This is a genomic window from Streptomyces sp. NPDC001890 (assembly GCF_042891445.1).
Lineage (GTDB): Bacteria > Actinomycetota > Actinomycetes > Streptomycetales > Streptomycetaceae > Streptomyces.
In genome coordinates this window covers 1147808-1164838 of the sequence record NZ_JBIATE010000002.1, presented here as the reverse complement: position 1 = coordinate 1164838, position 17031 = coordinate 1147808, and the positions used below count along the sequence as shown (strand labels likewise).

The window sequence follows — 17031 nt, the reverse complement described above, 5'->3', positions numbered from 1 at the left end:
GACGGCCACGATGCACGGAACGCCGCGGCCCTCCTCGTACTGACGGCGGACCAGGTGACCCGGGCCCTTCGGCGCGACCATGCAGACGTCGACATTGGCCGGCGGCTTGATGAAGTCGAAACGGATGTTCAGACCGTGGCCGAAGAACAGCGCGTCGCCGTCCTTCAGGTTGTCCTTGATGGACTCCTCGTAGACCTGGGCCTGGATCGGGTCCGGGACCAGGATCATGATGACGTCGGCCTCGGCCGCGGCCTCGGACGGCGTCACCACGCGCAGGCCCTGCTCCTCGGCCTTCGCCCTGGACTTCGACCCCTCGTGCAGACCGACCCGGACGTCGACACCCGAGTCACGCAGCGACAGCGCGTGGGCGTGGCCCTGGCTGCCGTAGCCGATGACCGCGACCTTGCGGCCCTGGATGATGGACAGGTCGGCATCGTCGTCGTAGAACAGCTCGGCCACTGGGTTTCTCCTTGGTGTGCAGGTGTTGCGTCCCACCGTACGGCGGGGTGCGTCAGATACGTTTTCGGGTCTCGCCATACGAGCGGCGAGGCGGCGGGTTCAGGGCCTGTCCGGCGGACAGGCGCTACGCCGTACGGTCGAGGGCGCGCAGCGAACGGTCGGTGATCGAGCGCGCGCCGCGCCCTATGGCGATGGTGCCGGACTGGACCAGCTCCTTGATGCCGTACTGCTCCAGCATCTTGAGCATGGCCTCCAGCTTGTCGGCGCCGCCGGTCGCCTCGATCGTGACGGCCTCCGGGGAGACGTCCACGGTCTTGGCGCGGAACAGCTTGACGATCTCGACGATCTGGGAGCGGGTCTCGTTGTCGGCGCGGACCTTCACCAGGACGAGCTCGCGCTGGATCGCAGCGGCCGGCTCGAGTTCGACGATCTTCAGGACGTTGACCAGCTTGTTGAGCTGCTTGGTCACCTGCTCCAGGGGCAGGTCCTCGACACTCACGACGATGGTGATGCGGGAGATGTCGGGGTGTTCGGTGGTGCCGACCGCGAGCGAGTCGATGTTGAAGCCGCGGCGGGAGAACAGGGCGGTGATCCGGGCGAGGACACCGGGCTTGTTCTCGACCAGGACGGAGAGCGTGTGCTTGGTGGACATGGAGTCGGTCTCTCTCTGTCTCTCAGTCGTCTTCGTTGTCGCCGAAGTCGGGACGGACCCCGCGGGCGGCCATGACCTCGTCGTTGGAGGTGCCGGCGGCGACCATCGGCCACACCATGGCGTCCTCGTGGACGATGAAGTCGATCACGACGGGGCGGTCGTTGATGGAGTTGGCCTCTTCGATGACCTTGTCCAGGTCGGCCGGGTCCTCGCAGCGGATCGCGTAGCAGCCCATGGCCTCGGACAGCTTGACGAAGTCCGGGACGCGGGTGCCCTTCGCCGGGACTCCCTCGGTGTCCGCGCCGGAGTGCAGCACGGTGTTGGAGTACCGCTGGTTGTAGAACAGGGTCTGCCACTGGCGGACCATCCCGAGCGCGCCGTTGTTGATGATCGCGACCTTGATGGGGATGTTGTTGAGCGCGCAGGTGGTGAGTTCCTGGTTGGTCATCTGGAAGCAGCCGTCGCCGTCGATCGCCCAGACGGTGCGGTCGGGCATGCCGGCCTTGGCGCCCATCGCGGCCGGGACCGCGTAGCCCATCGTTCCGGCGCCGCCCGAGTTCAGCCAGGTGGCGGGCTGCTCGTACTGGATGAAGTGCGAGGCCCACATCTGGTGCTGGCCGACGCCCGCCGCGAAGATCGTTCCCTCGGGGGCGAGTTGTCCGATGCGCTGGATGACCTGCTGCGGCGAGAGGCTGCCGTCCTCGGGCAGGTCGTAGCCGAGCGGGTAGGTGTCGCGCCAGCGGTTGAGGTCCTTCCACCAGGCCTCGTAGTCCCCCACGTGGCCCTCGGTGTGCTCGGCCTGGACGGCCTGGACGAGGTCGGCCAGGACCTCGCGGGCGTCCCCGACGATCGGGACGTCGGCGACCCGGTTCTTGCCGATCTCCGCCGGGTCGATGTCGGCGTGGACGATCTTGGCGTACGGGGCGAAGCTGTCCAGCTTGCCGGTGACGCGGTCGTCGAAGCGGGCTCCGAGGGCGACGATCAGGTCGGCCTTCTGCAGCGCGGTGACGGCGGTGACCGCACCGTGCATGCCCGGCATTCCGACGTGCAGCGGGTGGCTGTCGGGGAATGCGCCGAGCGCCATCAGGGTGGTGGTGACGGGCGCTCCGGTGAGCTCCGCGAGGACCTTCAGTTCGGCGGTGGCCCCCGCCTTGATGACGCCGCCGCCGACGTACAGCACCGGCCGACTGGCCTGGGTGATCAGCTTGGCGGCTTCGCGGATCTGCTTGGCGTGCGGCTTGGTGACCGGGCGGTAGCCGGGCAGGTCCTGGGTCGGCGGCCAGCTGAACGTGGTCTGCGCCTGCAGGGCGTCCTTGGCGATGTCGACGAGGACGGGGCCCGGACGGCCGGTGGAGGCGATGTGGAAGGCCTCGGCGATCGTGTGCGGGATGTCCTCGGCCCTGGTCACCAGGAAGTTGTGCTTGGTGACCGGCATGGTGATGCCGCAGATGTCGGCTTCCTGGAAGGCGTCGGTCCCGATCGCCTTGGAGGCCACCTGGCCGGTGATCGCGACCAGCGGGACGGAATCCATGTGGGCGTCGGCGATCGGGGTGACCAGGTTGGTGGCACCGGGGCCCGAGGTCGCCATGCAGACGCCGACCTTGCCGGTGGCCTGCGCGTAGCCGGTGGCCGCGTGTCCGGCGCCCTGCTCGTGGCGGACCAGCACGTGACGGACGCGGGTGGAGTCCATCATCGGGTCGTACGCCGGAAGGATGGCGCCGCCGGGAATGCCGAATACCGTGTCGGCCCCCACCTCCTCAAGGGAGCGGATGAGGGACTGCGCGCCCGTGACGTGCTCAACGGTGGCGGAGGACGATCCGCCGTTACGGGCCCGCGGCTGGGGATGGTGGGCCCCGGTGGCCTGCTCGGTCATCGGCATTCTCTTCTCGAAGCTGAGGGTTTCTGCGGGTGTTTTGCAACAGTTTGCGTGGTGCTGGTGCAACAAAAAACCCCTCGTGCCGTGAGGCAAGCGAGGGGAGCGCGTCGGTGTGGTCTGCAGAGTGCCATGAGGGGCTCTGCTTCAGCCGACGCGCTTTCCAAGTACGAGAATTCGGGTGCGCATGGCAATGACCCTCTCTCCGACGCACTCGACGTGTCAAGTGGGTGGGACGGGCGTCTCAGCATGTGAGCCGCTCAGGAGCGGGATCGAGCTGCCCGTCAGGACCGGCTGGGCCATGGTGCTGCCGGGCACCGGGAACTCGCCGCGGGCCAGGGCGCGGCGCAACCGGTACTCGTCGAGCGGCCCGGAGAAGGCCATTCCCTGGCCGTGCGTACAGCCCATGGCGCGCAGCGCGAGGACCTGCTCCGGTACGTCGACCCCGTCGGCCACGGACTGCACGCCGAGATCGCAGGCGATCCGCAGCAGGCCGCTGGTGATCTTGTGCAGCCGGGCGGACTCCACCACGCCCTCGACGAGACCGCGGTCCAGTTTCAGTACGTCGATGGGGAGGCGGCGCAGGGCGTTGATCGCGGCGTAGCCGCTGCCGAAGCCATCGAGGGCGATACGGACACCGCTGCGGCGCAGGGCCACGAGACGCTGCTCCAGGTCGTCGAAGGAGATCCGGGGGTCGCTGTCGGCGACCTCGATCATCAGGGCGCCGGAGGGCAGGCCGTGCCGCGTCAGCAGCGCCTCGACGGAACCGAACGGCGTGCCCTTGTCCAGCAGCCGTCGGGCGGAGAGCCGCACGGCGACGGAGACCGGGTGTCCGGCCCTGGCCCGGTCGGCGGCCTGCTCGACGGCCTCTTCGAGGAGCCAGCGGCCGAGCTCGGCGGTGCGCTCGCCGTCCTCGGCGACGCGGAGGAACTCGGCCGGGGTGAACAGGATGCCCTGGGCGGAGCGCCAGCGGGCCTGGGCGGCGACGGCGGCGACCTGGCCGGTGGCGAGGTGCACGACGGGCTGGTGGAGCAGGGCGAACTCGCCGTCGCGCAGGGCGGTGCGCAGCCGGGCCGCCAGCTCGGAGCGGCGCACCACGTCGGCCTGCATCTGCGGAGCGTACAGCTCGACCCGGCCCTTGCCGCCCGCCTTGGCGCGGTACATGGCGAGGTCCGCGTTGCGCATGAGGTCGCTGGGGGTGATGCCGGGCTCGGCGAAGGCGACCCCGATGGACGCGGCGACCCGGACCTCGCCGGCGCCGATCCGGTACGGCTGGGAGAGCGTGAGCCGCAGCCGGTCGGCGATCTCGTGGACCTGGCACTCCCGGGCGGGCTGGTCGCGGGTGCCGTCGCCGAGGATGATCGTCGCGAATTCGTCGCCGCCGAGGCGGGCGGCGGTGTCGCCGGCCCGGACCGACTCGTGGAGGCGGCGGGCGGCCTGGATGAGGAGCTCGTCGCCCGCCTGGTGGCCGAGGCGGTCGTTGACCGCCTTGAAGCCGTCGAGGTCGATGAAGAGGACGGCGGTTCCGGAGTCGCCGGAGCGACGACCGCCGAGGGCCTGGCGGACCCGCTTGGTGAACAGGGCCCGGTTGGGCAGGTCGGTGAGCGGGTCGTGCTCGGCACTGTGCTGCAACTGGGCCTGGAGCCGGACCCGTTCGGTCACGTCACGGCTGTTGAGGATCAGCCCGCCCTGGTGGCGGTTGGCCGTGGATTCGACGTTGAGCCAGTCCCCCGTGCCGGACCTGAAGCGGCACTCGATCCGGGTGGTGGGTTCCTCGTACGGCGGGGCGGCGAGGAACCGGCGCACCTCGTGGACCACCCGCCCCAGGTCGTCGGGGTGGATGATCGAGGACAGCTCGGCGCCGACCAGCTCGTCGGCCTCGCGCCCGTACACCCCGGCGGCGGCGGGGCTGACGTAGCGCAGCACTCCGTTGGGGGCGACGATCATGATGACGTCGCTGGAGCCCTGCACCAGGGAGCGGAAGTGGTTCTCCTTCTGGGCCAGCTCCTGGGTGAGGGCGATGTTGTCGACGAGCATGATGCCCTGCCGTACGACCAGGGCGAGGACCACCGTGCAGCCGGTGAGGATCACCACGCGGTCCACCCGGCGGCCTTCGACGGCGTTGTACAGGATGCCGAGGGTGCAGACGGCGGCGGCGAGATAGGGCGTCAGCGCGGCCAGCGAGCCCGCGATGGGGCGGCTGGTGGGCTGCGTGCTCCGGGGCGGGAAGGCGTTGTCCGCGGCCTTGTTGGCGCCCCAGGGCGCGTACGCGAGGAGCAGGGAGCCGGCGAACCAGCCCGCGTCCAGCATCTGGCCGGAATGGTAGGTCTGGCGCAGCAGCGGTGAGGTGAACAGGGCGTCGGACAGGACCGTCAGGGCGAGTGCGGCGACGGCGGTGTTCACCGCGGAGCGGTTGACGTTGGAGCGCCGGAAGTGCAGCGCCAGCACCATGGAGACCAGCACGATGTCGAGCAGCGGATAGGCCAGCGCCAGCGCCGCCCGGGCCACGCTCGTACCCTCGGCCAGATGCGCGGTGTGGGCGAGGGCGAGGCTCCAGGAGAGCGTGAGCAGCGATCCGCCGATCAGCCAGGAGTCCAGCGCGAGACAGACCCAGCCGGCCCTGGTGACGGGGCGCTTGGCGAGGACCAGCAGCCCGACGATGGCGGGCGGCGCGAAGCAGAGGAAGAAGACGTCGGCCAGGGAGGGGGTGGGCACCGGGAGCCCGAGCACCACCTCGTACCAGCCCCAGACCGCGTTGCCCGCGGAGGCCATGAACGAGGAGAGCGCGAACAGCAGCCAGGCGGGCCGGAACCGGCTGGCGCCGGCCCGTGCGTAGCGGAAGCAGGAGACGGCGGCGATCAGCGCCGCCGTGCTGAGCCCGAAATCCCCCATGATGAACGCCAGTTGCTGCGAGCCCCAGCCGAGGGCCGCTCCCACGGCGTATCCGGCCCAGACGACGCCGAGGAGGATCTGCCAGACCAGCGTGGATACGCCGCCCACGGCCGGCCTCCGGGTCAGGAGCGCCCCGAGAGCGGTGGCCGGCGCGCTCACCGGGGCGCCCCCGGTGTCGTCGGGTGCGCGCGCACCCGGCGTCCCGCCGGTCCCCGTCGGCTGCCCGGCAGTGTCGGATCGTGCACCCATCGGCCGTACATCGCCCGTCGCCCCCTCGCGTGTCGCGTCCTCCCCGGCGCCGTCCCTTCCACGGCGCAGCGCCCCTTTCGGGACGATACACCAGACTCGTCACACAGGGACATAGCCCATCTACTCTCCGTGACGATCCGGGAGTTGTTCGGAACAGTGTGCGACGGCGGGCCTCCGCAGCGTGGTCAGCCGATGGTGCGTACCACGTTCTCCACCGGCTCGCCCGCGGCGAACCGATTCAGCTGCCCGGCCAGCAGGCGCTTGGCCCGCGGCAGGAAGGCCGACGTGCTGCCGCCCACGTGAGGGGTGATCAGAACGTTCGGAGCATGCCAGAGCGGGTGGCCGGCGGGCAGCGGTTCCGGGTCGGTCACGTCGAGGGCGGCACGCAGCCGGCCGGACTGGAGTTCGAGCAGCAGCGACCCGGTGTCGACGACGCCGCCCCGGGCGACGTTCACGAGCAGTGCCCCGTCCCGCATCGCGGCGAGGAACTCCGCGCCGACCAGCCCCTGCGTGGAAGGGTTCAGCGGGGTGGACAGCACGACGACATCGGCCTCGGGCAGCAGGGCGGGCAGATCGCCGAGCGCGTGTACGGGACCGCGTGCGGTCGTCCGCGCGGAGCGCGCGACGCGCGTCACCCGCGCACACTCGAAGGGCGCGAGACGGTCCTCGATGGCGGCGCCGATCGATCCGTACCCCACGATCAGCACGGACTTGTCGGCGAGCGCGGGATAGAACCCGGACCGCCACTCCTCCTTCTCCTGGCCGTGCACGAATCCGGGAACGCCGCGCAGGGAGGCGAGGATCAAAGTGAGGGCGAGCTCCGCGGTGGACGCCTCGTGGACCCCCTTGGCGTTGCACAGCAGCACGCCGGCCGGCAGCAGACCGAGCCCCGGCTCGACGTGGTCGATGCCCGCGGAGAGCGTCTGCACGACCCGGACGCCCGCCATGCCGCCGAGCGGCCGGACCGCGACCGCGGAACCCTTCATGTACGGCACCACGTAGAAGGCGCACTCGGCGGGGTCTGCGGGGTAGTCCGGTCCGCCGTCCCAGAAGCGGTAGTTGAGCCCCTCGGGGAGCCCTTCGATCTCGTCGGCGGGGAACGGCATCCATACGTCGGGCGTCTTCGTCACGTCGGGGGTCTTCGCGTCATCGGGAGTCTTCGTCATGGTCAGGAGGCTAATCGGCGGAGGCCGTGCGAGGGGCGGCGGACGGCAGAGGTTACTTTGGGGTGCGGTGCGGTCCGGTGGACGGCGGGGCGTGGGCCCGGCCGGACGGCGGGGCCTGGGGAGGATCGGGGAGTTGGAGCGCAGGAGTCTCGGTGCGGCGGCGCTCGCCGTGGGGGCGGTCGGTCTCGGCTGCATGCCGATGAGCTGGGCGTACAGCGCCTCGCAGCAGCGCGGTGACCGTGCGTTGCGCACGGTGCACGCCGCGCTCGACGCGGGTGTCCAACTGCTCGACACGGCCGACATGTACGGCCCGTTCACCAATGAGCTGCTGGTGGGCCGGGCGCTGAAGGGCCGCAGGTCGGACGCGTTCGTCTCCACCAAGTGCGGGCTGCTGGTGGGCGACCAGCACATCGTGGCCAACGGGCGTCCCGGCTATGTGCGGCGGGCCTGCGACGCCTCGCTGCGCCGGCTCCAGACCGATGTGATCGATCTGTACCAGCTGCACCGGGCCGACCCCGAGGTGCCCGTCGAGGAGACCTGGGGTGCGATGGCGGAGCTGGTGACCGCCGGGAAGGTGCGGGCGCTCGGCCTCTGCGCGGTCGGGGCCCGGGCCTCGCGCCGGCCGGGTTCGCGGATGTACGACGAAACGATCCGTCAGCTGGACCGGGTGCAGCAGGTCTTCCCCGTGAGCGCGGTGCAGGCGGAGCTCTCGGTCTGGTCGCCCCAGGCGCTGGAGTCGCTGCTTCCGTGGTGTTCGGCACGGGGTGTGGGGCTGCTGGCGGCGATGCCGCTGGGCAACGGCTATCTGACCGGCACGCTGACACCCGGGCAGGGTTTCGAGCCGGAGGATCTGCGTGCCCGGCATCCCCGGTTCACGGCGGAGATGATGGCGGCGAACCAGCCGGTGGTCGTCGGGCTGCGGCGGATCGCCGAGCGGCACGGGGCGACTGCCGCGCAGGTGGCGCTGGCCTGGGTGCTGCGGCAGGGGCCGCACGTGGTGCCGGTGCCGGGGACCAAGCGGGAGCGGTGGGCGGTGGAGAACGCGGGGGCCGCCGGGCTGACCCTGACCGCGCGGGACCTGGCGGAGATCGCCGCCCTGCCCGCTGCTCAGGGGTCGTGGGACTGAGAACGACCGGCACTCGGGGGCTTCGGGAGCCCCGGGGCGGGGCCGCGGTGTAAGAACGGTAGTCAGGTGGCCGTCGAAGGGATCGATGCTGTGCGCGGTGTTCTGTTCGGATCTGTACGAGGACCTGCCGGGCCGCGGGGACGGGGCCTGCGCCGCGGGACGGTGGCCGTGCTGGCGGCCGGCTCGCTGGCGCTGAGCGCGGGGTGTTCCTCGGGCGGCGGCTCCGGCAGCATGGCGGGCGTCGACGGGACGCCACCGGTCGCCGGTTCCTCCTCCCCCGCCGCCCCGGGCCCGTCGGCCCCGAAGCCGTCCGCCTCGCCGTCCCTGCCGCCCGTCAAGGGCTCGGTGAAGGTGGTGTCGACGCTCACCGAGGGCCTGGAGTCGCCCTGGGGGCTGGCCGAGCTGCCCGGCGGCGATCTGCTGGTCTCCTCCCGCGACAAGGGCACGATCACCCGGATCGACGCGAAGACCGGCGAGAAGACCCTGCTGGGCGAGGTGCCCGGGGTGTCGCCCGCCGGTGAGGGCGGGCTGCTGGGGATCGCGGTCTCCCCCACGTACGCCTCGGACCACATGGTGTACGCGTATTTCACGACCGAGTCCGACAACCGCATCGCCCGCATGCAGTACGACGAGAACGGCACGACGCCCGGCCGGCAGCTGGGTGCGCCGGACACGATCCTGCGCGGCATCCCCAAGGGGTCGATCCACAACGGCGGGCGGATCGCCTTCGGCCCGGACCACATGCTGTACGCGGGCACCGGGGAGACGGGCGACGACGGCCTCGCGCAGGACAAGAAGTCGCTGGCCGGCAAGATCCTGCGGATGACCCCGGACGGGCAGCCGCTGCACGGAAACCCGGAGGCCGACTCCGTGGTGTATTCGTACGGGCACCGCAATGTGCAGGGGCTGGCCTGGGACGGGCAGGGGCAGCTGTGGGCGTCCGAATTCGGCCAGGACACCTGGGACGAGCTGAACCGGATCGAGCCGGGTGGGAACTACGGCTGGCCGGAGGCCGAGGGCAAGGCGGGAGAGAAGGGTTTCATCGATCCCGTGGCACAGTGGAAGACGTCCGAGGCGTCCCCGAGCGGGATCGCCTTCGTCAAGGGTTCGATCTGGATGGCCGGCCTGCGCGGCAAGCGGCTCTGGCGGATTCCGCTGTCCGGCAGCGGCACGAAGGAACCTCTGGCGGCCCCGCAGCCGTTCCTGGAGGGTAAGTACGGCCGCCTGCGTACCGTGCTCGCCGCGGGCGGCGACAAGCTCTGGCTCGTCACGAGCAATACGGACACCCGTGGCACCCCGAAGCCGGGAGACGACAGGATCCTGGTGCTGGCGGTGCGATAAGCGGCTACAGCAGGCGAAAGGGCGTGCGGCTGGTGTTCAACTTCTTCGAGGAACTTTTCGCCCCCGGCCGCAAGCACACCTCCGACGAGCAGAAGCGGCTGGAGCTGAGCCGGGTGGATCTCGGCGTCGGCGACCCGGGGCGCGGGCCGATCGACCTGGCATCGGGGAAGGTCGTCGTCAGGGCGCCCGGTGCGGAGGCGGGCACGAGTGCGGATGCGGGCACGAGCGCGGATGCGGATGCGGGTACCGGCGCGGACGCCGACGGCTCGGACGGGGACGGATCGGACAGGAACGGATCGGACGTGGAGTCCTGAGCGGGCCCCGTCAGATATCGCTCCGGGACGGGTACAGGCGGAGCCGGTGGGCGAGGGCGGCCGCCTCGCCCCGGCTGGAGACGCCGAGCTTGGCGAGAATGCTGGAGACGTGCACGCTCGCGGTCTTGGGCGATATGTAGAGCTGCTCGGCGATCCTGCGATTGGTGTGGCCCTCGGCGACCAGCCGGTGCACGTCCTGTTCGCGTCTCGTCAGGCCGAAGGACTCCACCGCGGCGGCGGCCGCCTCGCGCAGGCGGTCCTCGGCGCGCTCCGGATCCACCGCGTCGTCGCCGGTGCCGTCCGGGGTGCGGACGCCGCCGGGACCGGGAACGGTGACGGCGGCCGGGATCTCGGGGGCGGTGCCGTGGTCCGGGGTGGTGAGGGCGATGCGGGCGCGGCCGGCCAGCAGCTCGATGGCCGCGGCGAGCGGGCGGGCGCCGAGCCGTAGGGCGGTGCGGTGGGCCTCGCGCAACAAAGCGGTGACGGTGGACCGGTCGCCGGCCGCGATGAGGAGGGCCTCGGCCCAGCGGTGCTGGATCCGGGCCAGCTCGTACGGGCGGTGCAGCGGCACGAAGGCGGCGGCCGCGCGGGACCAGTGGCCGGGGGTGTCGAGCCCTTCGGCCCTGGCCAGCTCGGCGTCGACGAGGAGACCGTGGGCGGCCCAGACGGGAACGAGCATCGGCAGCTGCTTCAGGTGGGCGCGGATGGCGGCCAGGATCGCCGGCCGGCCGGGGCCGGCGGCGGGCAGGCCCCTGGCGTCGGCCTCGGCCGCGGCGGCGACATGGAGCAGTGGCAGGGCGTACCGCTGGGTGCCGGGCGGGAAGCCCTGCGCCGACCGGGTCTCGAACTCGGCCCGCGCGTCGGCCAGTCGGCCCTGTTGCGCGGCGAGGGCCATGGCGTGACGCGCGGGGGCGATGAGGTGCTGCGGCTGCGGGTCGCTGGAGCCGAAACAGCGCCGGGTCAGGGCGAGTTGCTCCTCGGCCTCGGCCAGGTCGCCCCGCGCCAGGGCGAGTTCGGTGCGGCACGAGGCCACCAGTCCCTGCGCCTTGGCGGACCGGGCGGCGCGGGCAGCGGCGTCGGTGGTGGCCCGGCTCTCGTCCCAGTGCCCCAGGGAGAACAGCGAGGCCGCCCGGTTGCAGCGGACCCCTGCCTCCATGTCGGCGATGCCGTGGCTGCGGCTGATCGCGATGCCGTGGTCCGCGGCGGTCACGGCCTCCAGGGAGCGGCCCATGGATTCGAGGGTGGAGGGGAGGTTGATGCCGGCCCGGCTCATGATGCCGACCAGGTGCAGTTCGTCGGCGCGGTCGCGGACGGCGTACATCTCGGCGATGCCTTCGTCGACGCCGCCCGCCTCGGCGGTGAGCGCGCCGCGGGTGAGCCGGGCGTGCAGTTCGGTGTACTCGTCGTCGACGAGCCGGGCGTACTCCACGGCCCGGTCGACGGCGAGCAGCGACTCGGCGCCGGGGCGGTGCAGGGCGCCCCACCCCGCCACGCTCGCCAGGACGTCGGCGTGGACGACGGACGGGGGCAGTCCGCGGACGAGTTCCTGGGCGTTGGCCAGTTCCTGCCATCCGTCGCCCCGGGCGAGCTCCTGCACGAGCCGGGAGCGCTGGCCCCAGAACCAGGCGGCGCGCAGCGGGTCGTGCTCGCCCTCCAGGACGCGCATGGCCTTCTTGGCGATGGCCAGGGCCCGTTCACGCTCCCCGCCGAACCGGGCGGCGACGGTGGCCTCGGCCATGAGGTCGAGACAGCTCAGCGGGGTGGCGTCGGCGTCGCGGCTGCAGATCGGGTAGCTCTCGGCGTAGTCGATGGGGCGCAGGGTGTCGCGTACGTCTTCGGGGGAGTCGCCCCACAGCTCCATCGCCCGTTCCAGCAGCCGGAGTTGTTCGGCGAACGCGTGGCGGTGGCGGGCCTCGACCGAGGCCTTCAGCACGGCGGGCAGGGCCTTGGCGGTTTCGTGTGCGCCGTACCAGTAGCTGGCGAGCCGGGTGGCGCGCTCCCCGGCGCGGACGAGGGTGGGGTCGGCCTCCAGGGCCTCGGCGTAGCGCCGGTTGAACCGGGAGCGCTCGCCGGGAAGCAGGTCGTCGCTGACGGCCTCGCGTACCAGGGAGTGCCGGAAGCGGAAGCCGTTGCCCTCCGGGGTGGCGAGCAGCAGGTTGGCGCCGACGGCCGCCCGCAGTGCCTCGATGAGGTCGTCCTCGGCGAGCCCGGCGACCGCGGCCAGCAGCTCGTACTCGACGGCGGAACCGCCCCCGGCGACGATCCGGGCGATCTGCTGGGCGTTCTCCGGGAGCGCTTCGACGCGTACGAGCAGAAGGTCGCGCAATGAGTCGGAGAGCCGGGAGCGGTCACCGCTCTCCAGGCTGCGGGCGAGTTCCTCGACGAAGAAGGCGTTGCCGTCGGAGCGTTCGAAGATCTCGTCGACGAGGGCGTCCTCGGGGGTGGTGGCGAGGATGCCGGTGAGCTGGCGGCGCACCTCGGCACGGTTGAAGCGGGCGAGTCCGATCCGGTGGACGGTGCGCAGCCGGTCCAGTTCGGCGAGGAGGGGGCGCAGCGGGTGGCGGCGGTGGATGTCGTCGGAGCGGTAGGTGCCGATCACGACGAGGCGGCCGTTGCGCACGGTGCGGAAGAGGTAGGCGAGGAGGTGGCGGGTGGAGGCGTCGGCCCAGTGCAGGTCTTCGAGTACGAGGACGACGGCGCGTTCGGCGCAGACGCGTTCCAGAAGTCCGGCGGTGAGCTCGAAGAGGCGGGCGGTGCCGTGTTCGTCGCTCGCGTCCCGGTCGGCCTCGCCGAGTTCGGGCAGCAGCCGGGCCAGTTCGCCCTCCTGTCCGGCACAGGCGGCGGCGAGCTCGGCGGGCAGGGTGCGGCGCAGGGCCCTCAGCGCGGTGGAGAACGGGGCGTAGGGCAGGCCGTCGGCACCGGTCTCGACGCAGCCGCCGACGGCGACGACCGCGTCGCGGCGCACCGCTGCCGCGAGGAACTCCTCGACCAGCCGGGTCTTGCCGACCCCCGCCTCGCCGCCGATGAGCAGCGCCTGCGGTGCGCCCGGACCGTCGGCCCCGTCCGGGCCCCCGGCGCCCTGCGCGCGGGCGAGCGCGTCGACGAGCGAGGCGAACTCGCCCTCGCGGCCGACGAACACGGGACTGACGGACCGGGTCTCCACGCCGCCGAGCATCGCACACGGGTCCGGCCTCACGCGGCGTGGACGAATCGCTTCCGGTCGCTGCTCACCGGCCCCTCGGCCGGATTCCCTACGAGGCGGCGGTAGCGGTCGGCAGCGCCACGATGAGGTCGAAGTACATGGCGAGGGAGAGCAGCAGGCCGAGGGCGCCGAGCACGATGCCGGCGGTCGCCACGGCGCGGACCCAGCCGGGCTGCGGGTGCGCGGAGGGTGCGCCGAAGGCCGGACGGACCAGGGCGAAGACCGCGACCAGCAGGGCGAGCAGGGCGAAGAGCCCGTTGACCAGGGCGGTGGAGTGCCAGGCGTCGCCGTAGATCTCGGAGATCTGCTGGGCGGCGGTGCCGCCGTTCGCGGTCTTGATCTGGCCGATCAGGGTCTCGCGCTCGGCGGCGATCTTGCCGGTCCAGGACCCGGTGAGCGCGACGACACCGAGACCGGCCGCGACCACGGAGGCGGCGGCCGCGCCGAGGCCGGAGGGCTCCTTGCCGGAGTCGTCGTCGAGGTCGTCCAGGTTGTCGAGGTCCAGGTCTTCCGGGTCCAGGTCGTTCGAGGCGTCCTCGGCCGCGGCCTTCTCGGTCACGGTCTCCTCGGTCACGGTCTCCTCGGACACGGTCTCCTCGGCGTCGGATGCTTCTGCTGCTGCGGTTGCTTCAGGATCGGCGGGAACGGTGGGGCTCGTGGGGGTCCTGGGGTTCATGTTGCGCACGCTAGGCGGCCCGTATGAGAACCCTCTTAACGTCCGCCCGAAGCGCCGCCGCCACGGGAGGACCCCGGCGAGCGTCCGCCCGCCGGGGTCGTTGCCGGGGCCGTTGTCGTCCGGTCAGCCCGCCGCGTCGAAGGATTTCTGGAGGCGGGGTACGTAGTCGGCGAACGCCGGCGCCCAGCAGCCGTAGTTGTGGCCGCCGTCGCAGCTGGGAGCGAGCGACGCCCCGTTGCCGTAGTCGACCAGGCGGCTGGTCAGACCGAGCGTGTCCATGCGGGTCTTGACGTTCCTGGCGGCGATCGCCGTGAAGTGGTCGATCAGGTCGTTGTCGCCGGTGTAGAGCGTGACATCGGTGTCGGCGAGCTTGGCCAGATTGGCCGGGGCGGCGGGGTCGACCGCCTTCCAGATCCGGTCCGCGTTCAGGACCGGGTACGGGGAGCCGAAGATCGCGTCGCTGTCGACCGTGGGCCCGTAACCGGTGCACTGGCCCGTCCCGGACGGGGTGGAGGTGCTCACGGCGCACCACGCGCCCGTGATGTTGAGCTCGGTGGCCAGGACCGCCGCGCGGACCTCCGCCATGCCGAAGTCGATGCCGCCGGACAGGGAGGCGACATGGCCGAAGAGATCGGGCCGGGCCTCGGCGTAGTGCAGGGCGCCGAACCCGCCCATCGAGAGGCCGGTGACGGCCCGATGGCCCCTGTCGGCGAGGGTGCGCAGATTGGCGTCGATGAAGGGGACGACCTGCTTCAGGTGGAAGGTCTCCCAGTTCGCGGCGCCCTCGGCGGTGTTCTGCATGAGCCAGTCGGCGTACCAGCCCTTGCGGCCGCCGTCCGGTACGACGGTGATCATCGAGTCCGAGCGCAGCGCCGGGACGGCCGCGGCGTCGTCCGGACTTCCGGGCCCGCCGTGCAGGAAGTACGCCACCGGCCAGCGCTTGTCCGGGTCGGCCCGGTAGCCGCTGGGCAGGAAGATGCGGATCTTGTGCTTCCCGGCCACCTGAGGGGTGGTCACGGTGATGGTGAAGTCGGTGTCCGAGTGCACCTCGGTGCCCCCGGCGACCTGGGTCAGGCCGAATCCGTCGGTCAGCACCGGAGGGGTGGCGCCGTCGGCGTGGGCGAGCGGGGCGGTCAGGGTCGCGGTCATGGTCAGCGCGGCGGCGGCCACGGCCGTTCGCGCCCGGTTCCGCCAGGTGGTCCGTGGTGTTCTCATCGGGTGTCCTCTCCGAGAGCGCGCGGCTCTCACGGTGGGGGAAGGTCCGGGCCCGGCGGCCGGGCCGGGCATCGGCCCGGCCGCCGGGAGAGCCCTTCCGGTCTCGGTCCTCAGAGAGCGCAGAACGCGTCCTTCATGGCCTTGCCCGTGTGGGCCTGTCCCGGGGTACCGGCGAGCAGGTGGTACTCGTTGTTCGTGTGCAGCACCTGCTCGGTGCCGTCCTCGCTGCTCAGCCACTCGCTGAAGTAGCCGAGCACCGCGCCGTTGTGTCCCCAGGCCGACTTCCCGCAGGACAGCTTCATACGCACGATGCCCAGCCCGTAGTCCGCGTCGGCGGTCACGGGAACGGTGGTCTTGAGCTCGGTCATCTGCGCGGGCTCAAGGAGCTTTCCGGTCATCAGCGCCCGGGAGAACGTGGCCAGGTCGTCCATGGTCGACACCATGGCCCCGGCGCTGCCGAAGACCTGCACGTTGGAGGCGGTCGCGTCGTTGATGAAGATCGTCCGGATCGCGTAGCCGTGAAGGTAGTTGCCGTACAGCGCGGGGTCGGAAGTGGGGAAGCTGGTGTCGCGCAGGCCGAGCGGTTCGATGATCCGCCGCTGGATCTGCGTGGCCGTGTCCTCACCGGTGACGGCCTTGATCACCATGCCGGCGAGCACGTAGTTGGTGTTGGAGTACGCGAACTTCTCGCCCGGCTGGGCCGTCGGCGCGCGCATGGCGAGGGCGACATTGACCAGGTTCTGCGGCGGGAAGACCTCCCTCGGGTTGGTGTTGAGGAAGTACGGCCCGTTGATCAGTACGGATTGGAAGTAGTCGGGCAGGCCCGAGGTGTGGTTGAGCAGCTGACGGATCGTGATCTTCGAGCCGTCGTAGCCGTTGGCGGCGACCGCTCCCGGCAGCCACTTGGCGACGGTGTCGTCCAGCGAGAGCTTCTTCTCGCCCTCCAGCTGGAGGAGCACGGTGGAGGTGAACGCCTTGGTGTTGCTGCCGATCCGGAACTTGGCCTTCGGGTCCGCGGGCACCTTGTTCGTGCGATCGCCGACGCCCGCGTGCACGTACTGGGTGGTGTCGCCGTCCCGCACCATGCCGATCACGCCCGGGTACCCGTCGGCGACCCCCTGCTGGGCACCGGCCTGCAGGATGTCGGCCGGGGTCTGGGCGGCGACGGTCGAGGACTCGGCGGTCGCGGAGCCGGTGGCCGGGGCGGCGGCGGTCGCCGTGCCGACACCCGTCATCAGCAGGCAGGCCGCGGTGGCCAACGGCAGCAGCCAACGCCGGTGCCCGCGCACCCGCGTGGAGCGTCGGGCCGGGCCACCGGTGGACCGGTTCGCCGTGCCGGCCTCGATACCTGCTCCGGATTCGTCGCGCATGCTCATTTTCTTTCCTGTCCCTTTCGGTCGGTCATTCCGGCTGTCTGGTGGGGTTCGGTCGCGTCTCAGCGTCGAAACGCGGCCGCGATGATCAGCAAAAGGACGAGAACTGCCGCCGCCTGGAGGCAGGCGAGCCCGCCGATGCGATTGCCCTGCGGATTTCTCCGATTGGTCTCCACATGGCCGCCGGCGAGAATTCCCGGGTGCTGCTTGTTGTAGTGATCCAGTTGGCGTTGTGCGCCCTCGGACTCGGCGAGCCACGGCGTCTTGAATCCGCATTCGCCGCACCAGAATCGATAGACCATGTCAACTCCTCATGAGTCGTAGCAGGAGAAATTCATGAGAGGCGATCAGGTCCGATGCCGGTGCCGTTCCGGCCCCATGGACGCCATCTGCTTCCCGGATGCCCGGCGAGGTGCGCCGCCCCGTGTCGGCGCACCGGCCAGGCACCACTGATCGTGCTGTTCACGCCAATCCACGAACAGGACAGGCGACC

At 71.4% G+C, this 17031-nt stretch carries 13 protein-coding genes; 3 read left to right on the top strand and 10 right to left on the bottom strand.

Annotated elements, in window-relative coordinates; translation table 11 throughout:
• The 5 genes from ACFYY1_RS11340 to ACFYY1_RS11320 form a co-directional block, all read right to left on the bottom strand.
• Nucleotides 1-459, bottom strand: a 459-nt coding sequence (locus ACFYY1_RS11340) for an NAD(P)-binding domain-containing protein (RefSeq protein WP_388583404.1), incomplete at its 3' end; no start/stop codon positions are given.
• A 124-nt stretch (nt 460-583) separates the two neighbouring features.
• Nucleotides 584-1111 (bottom strand): acetolactate synthase small subunit, encoded by a 528-nt coding sequence (ilvN, locus tag ACFYY1_RS11335; protein WP_266729519.1) that lies wholly within the window; start codon nt 1109-1111, stop codon nt 584-586.
• A 22-nt stretch (nt 1112-1133) separates the two neighbouring features.
• Entirely contained in the window at nt 1134-2990 is a 1857-nt protein-coding gene (locus tag ACFYY1_RS11330) for an acetolactate synthase large subunit (protein ID WP_266729520.1), read from the bottom strand.
• A gap of 216 nt (nt 2991-3206) precedes the next feature.
• Entirely contained in the window at nt 3207-6035 is a 2829-nt protein-coding gene (locus tag ACFYY1_RS11325; protein ID WP_388583506.1) for a putative bifunctional diguanylate cyclase/phosphodiesterase, read from the bottom strand.
• Between the two features lie 275 nt (nt 6036-6310).
• Nucleotides 6311-7291, bottom strand: coding sequence for a 2-hydroxyacid dehydrogenase (locus tag ACFYY1_RS11320; protein ID WP_388583401.1), 981 nt, complete (start codon nt 7289-7291; stop codon nt 6311-6313).
• 133 nt (nt 7292-7424) lie between these two features.
• Between ACFYY1_RS11320 and ACFYY1_RS11315 the strand changes: the two genes are divergently transcribed.
• From ACFYY1_RS11315 to ACFYY1_RS11305, 3 genes are all read left to right on the top strand, one after another.
• The gene (locus ACFYY1_RS11315) at nt 7425-8417 is read left to right on the top strand and encodes an aldo/keto reductase (protein ID WP_388583400.1); all 993 of its coding nucleotides are present in this window, start codon (nt 7425-7427) and stop codon (nt 8415-8417) included.
• A 162-nt stretch (nt 8418-8579) separates the two neighbouring features.
• Complete coding sequence (locus tag ACFYY1_RS11310) at nt 8580-9758, top strand: PQQ-dependent sugar dehydrogenase (protein WP_388583398.1); 1179 nt, start codon at nt 8580-8582, stop codon at nt 9756-9758.
• Between the two features lie 32 nt (nt 9759-9790).
• Nucleotides 9791-10072 carry a DUF6191 domain-containing protein gene (locus ACFYY1_RS11305; protein ID WP_388583504.1) on the top strand — a complete coding sequence of 94 codons (282 nt, stop codon included), beginning with the start codon at nt 9791-9793 and terminating at the stop codon, nt 10070-10072.
• 10 nt (nt 10073-10082) lie between these two features.
• On the opposite strand, the gene ACFYY1_RS11300 is transcribed toward ACFYY1_RS11305, so the two are convergent.
• The 5 genes from ACFYY1_RS11300 to ACFYY1_RS11280 form a co-directional block, all read right to left on the bottom strand.
• Entirely contained in the window at nt 10083-13247 is a 3165-nt protein-coding gene (locus tag ACFYY1_RS11300) for an AAA family ATPase (RefSeq protein ID WP_388583396.1), read from the bottom strand.
• 76 nt (nt 13248-13323) lie between these two features.
• Nucleotides 13324-13959, bottom strand: coding sequence for a hypothetical protein (locus ACFYY1_RS11295; protein ID WP_388583394.1), 636 nt, complete (start codon nt 13957-13959; stop codon nt 13324-13326).
• A 114-nt stretch (nt 13960-14073) separates the two neighbouring features.
• Nucleotides 14074-15165, bottom strand: a complete 1092-nt coding sequence (locus ACFYY1_RS11290) for an alpha/beta hydrolase (protein ID WP_388583392.1) — start codon at nt 15163-15165, stop codon at nt 14074-14076.
• Between the two features lie 110 nt (nt 15166-15275).
• Nucleotides 15276-16535, bottom strand: coding sequence for a serine hydrolase domain-containing protein (locus tag ACFYY1_RS11285; RefSeq protein WP_388583390.1), 1260 nt, complete (start codon nt 16533-16535; stop codon nt 15276-15278).
• Between the two features lie 65 nt (nt 16536-16600).
• On the bottom strand, nt 16601-16840 hold the full coding sequence (locus tag ACFYY1_RS11280) for a hypothetical protein (RefSeq protein ID WP_388583389.1): 240 nt from the start codon (nt 16838-16840) through the stop codon (nt 16601-16603).
• Nucleotides 16841-17031 lie beyond the last annotated feature (191 nt).

Coding starts and splice junctions, on each gene's coding strand:
- ilvN (WP_266729519.1), bottom strand. CDS start 1,111: ATGTCCACCAAGCACACGCTCTCCGTCCTGGTCGAGAACAAGCCCGGT.
- ACFYY1_RS11300 (WP_388583396.1), bottom strand. CDS start 13,247: ATGCTCGGCGGCGTGGAGACCCGGTCCGTCAGTCCCGTGTTCGTCGGC.
- ACFYY1_RS11285 (WP_388583390.1), bottom strand. CDS start 16,535: ATGCGCGACGAATCCGGAGCAGGTATCGAGGCCGGCACGGCGAACCGG.
- ACFYY1_RS11330 (WP_266729520.1), bottom strand. CDS start 2,990: ATGCCGATGACCGAGCAGGCCACCGGGGCCCACCATCCCCAGCCGCGG.
- ACFYY1_RS11290 (WP_388583392.1), bottom strand. CDS start 15,165: ATGAGAACACCACGGACCACCTGGCGGAACCGGGCGCGAACGGCCGTG.
- ACFYY1_RS11280 (WP_388583389.1), bottom strand. CDS start 16,840: ATGGTCTATCGATTCTGGTGCGGCGAATGCGGATTCAAGACGCCGTGG.
- ACFYY1_RS11320 (WP_388583401.1), bottom strand. CDS start 7,291: ATGACGAAGACTCCCGATGACGCGAAGACCCCCGACGTGACGAAGACG.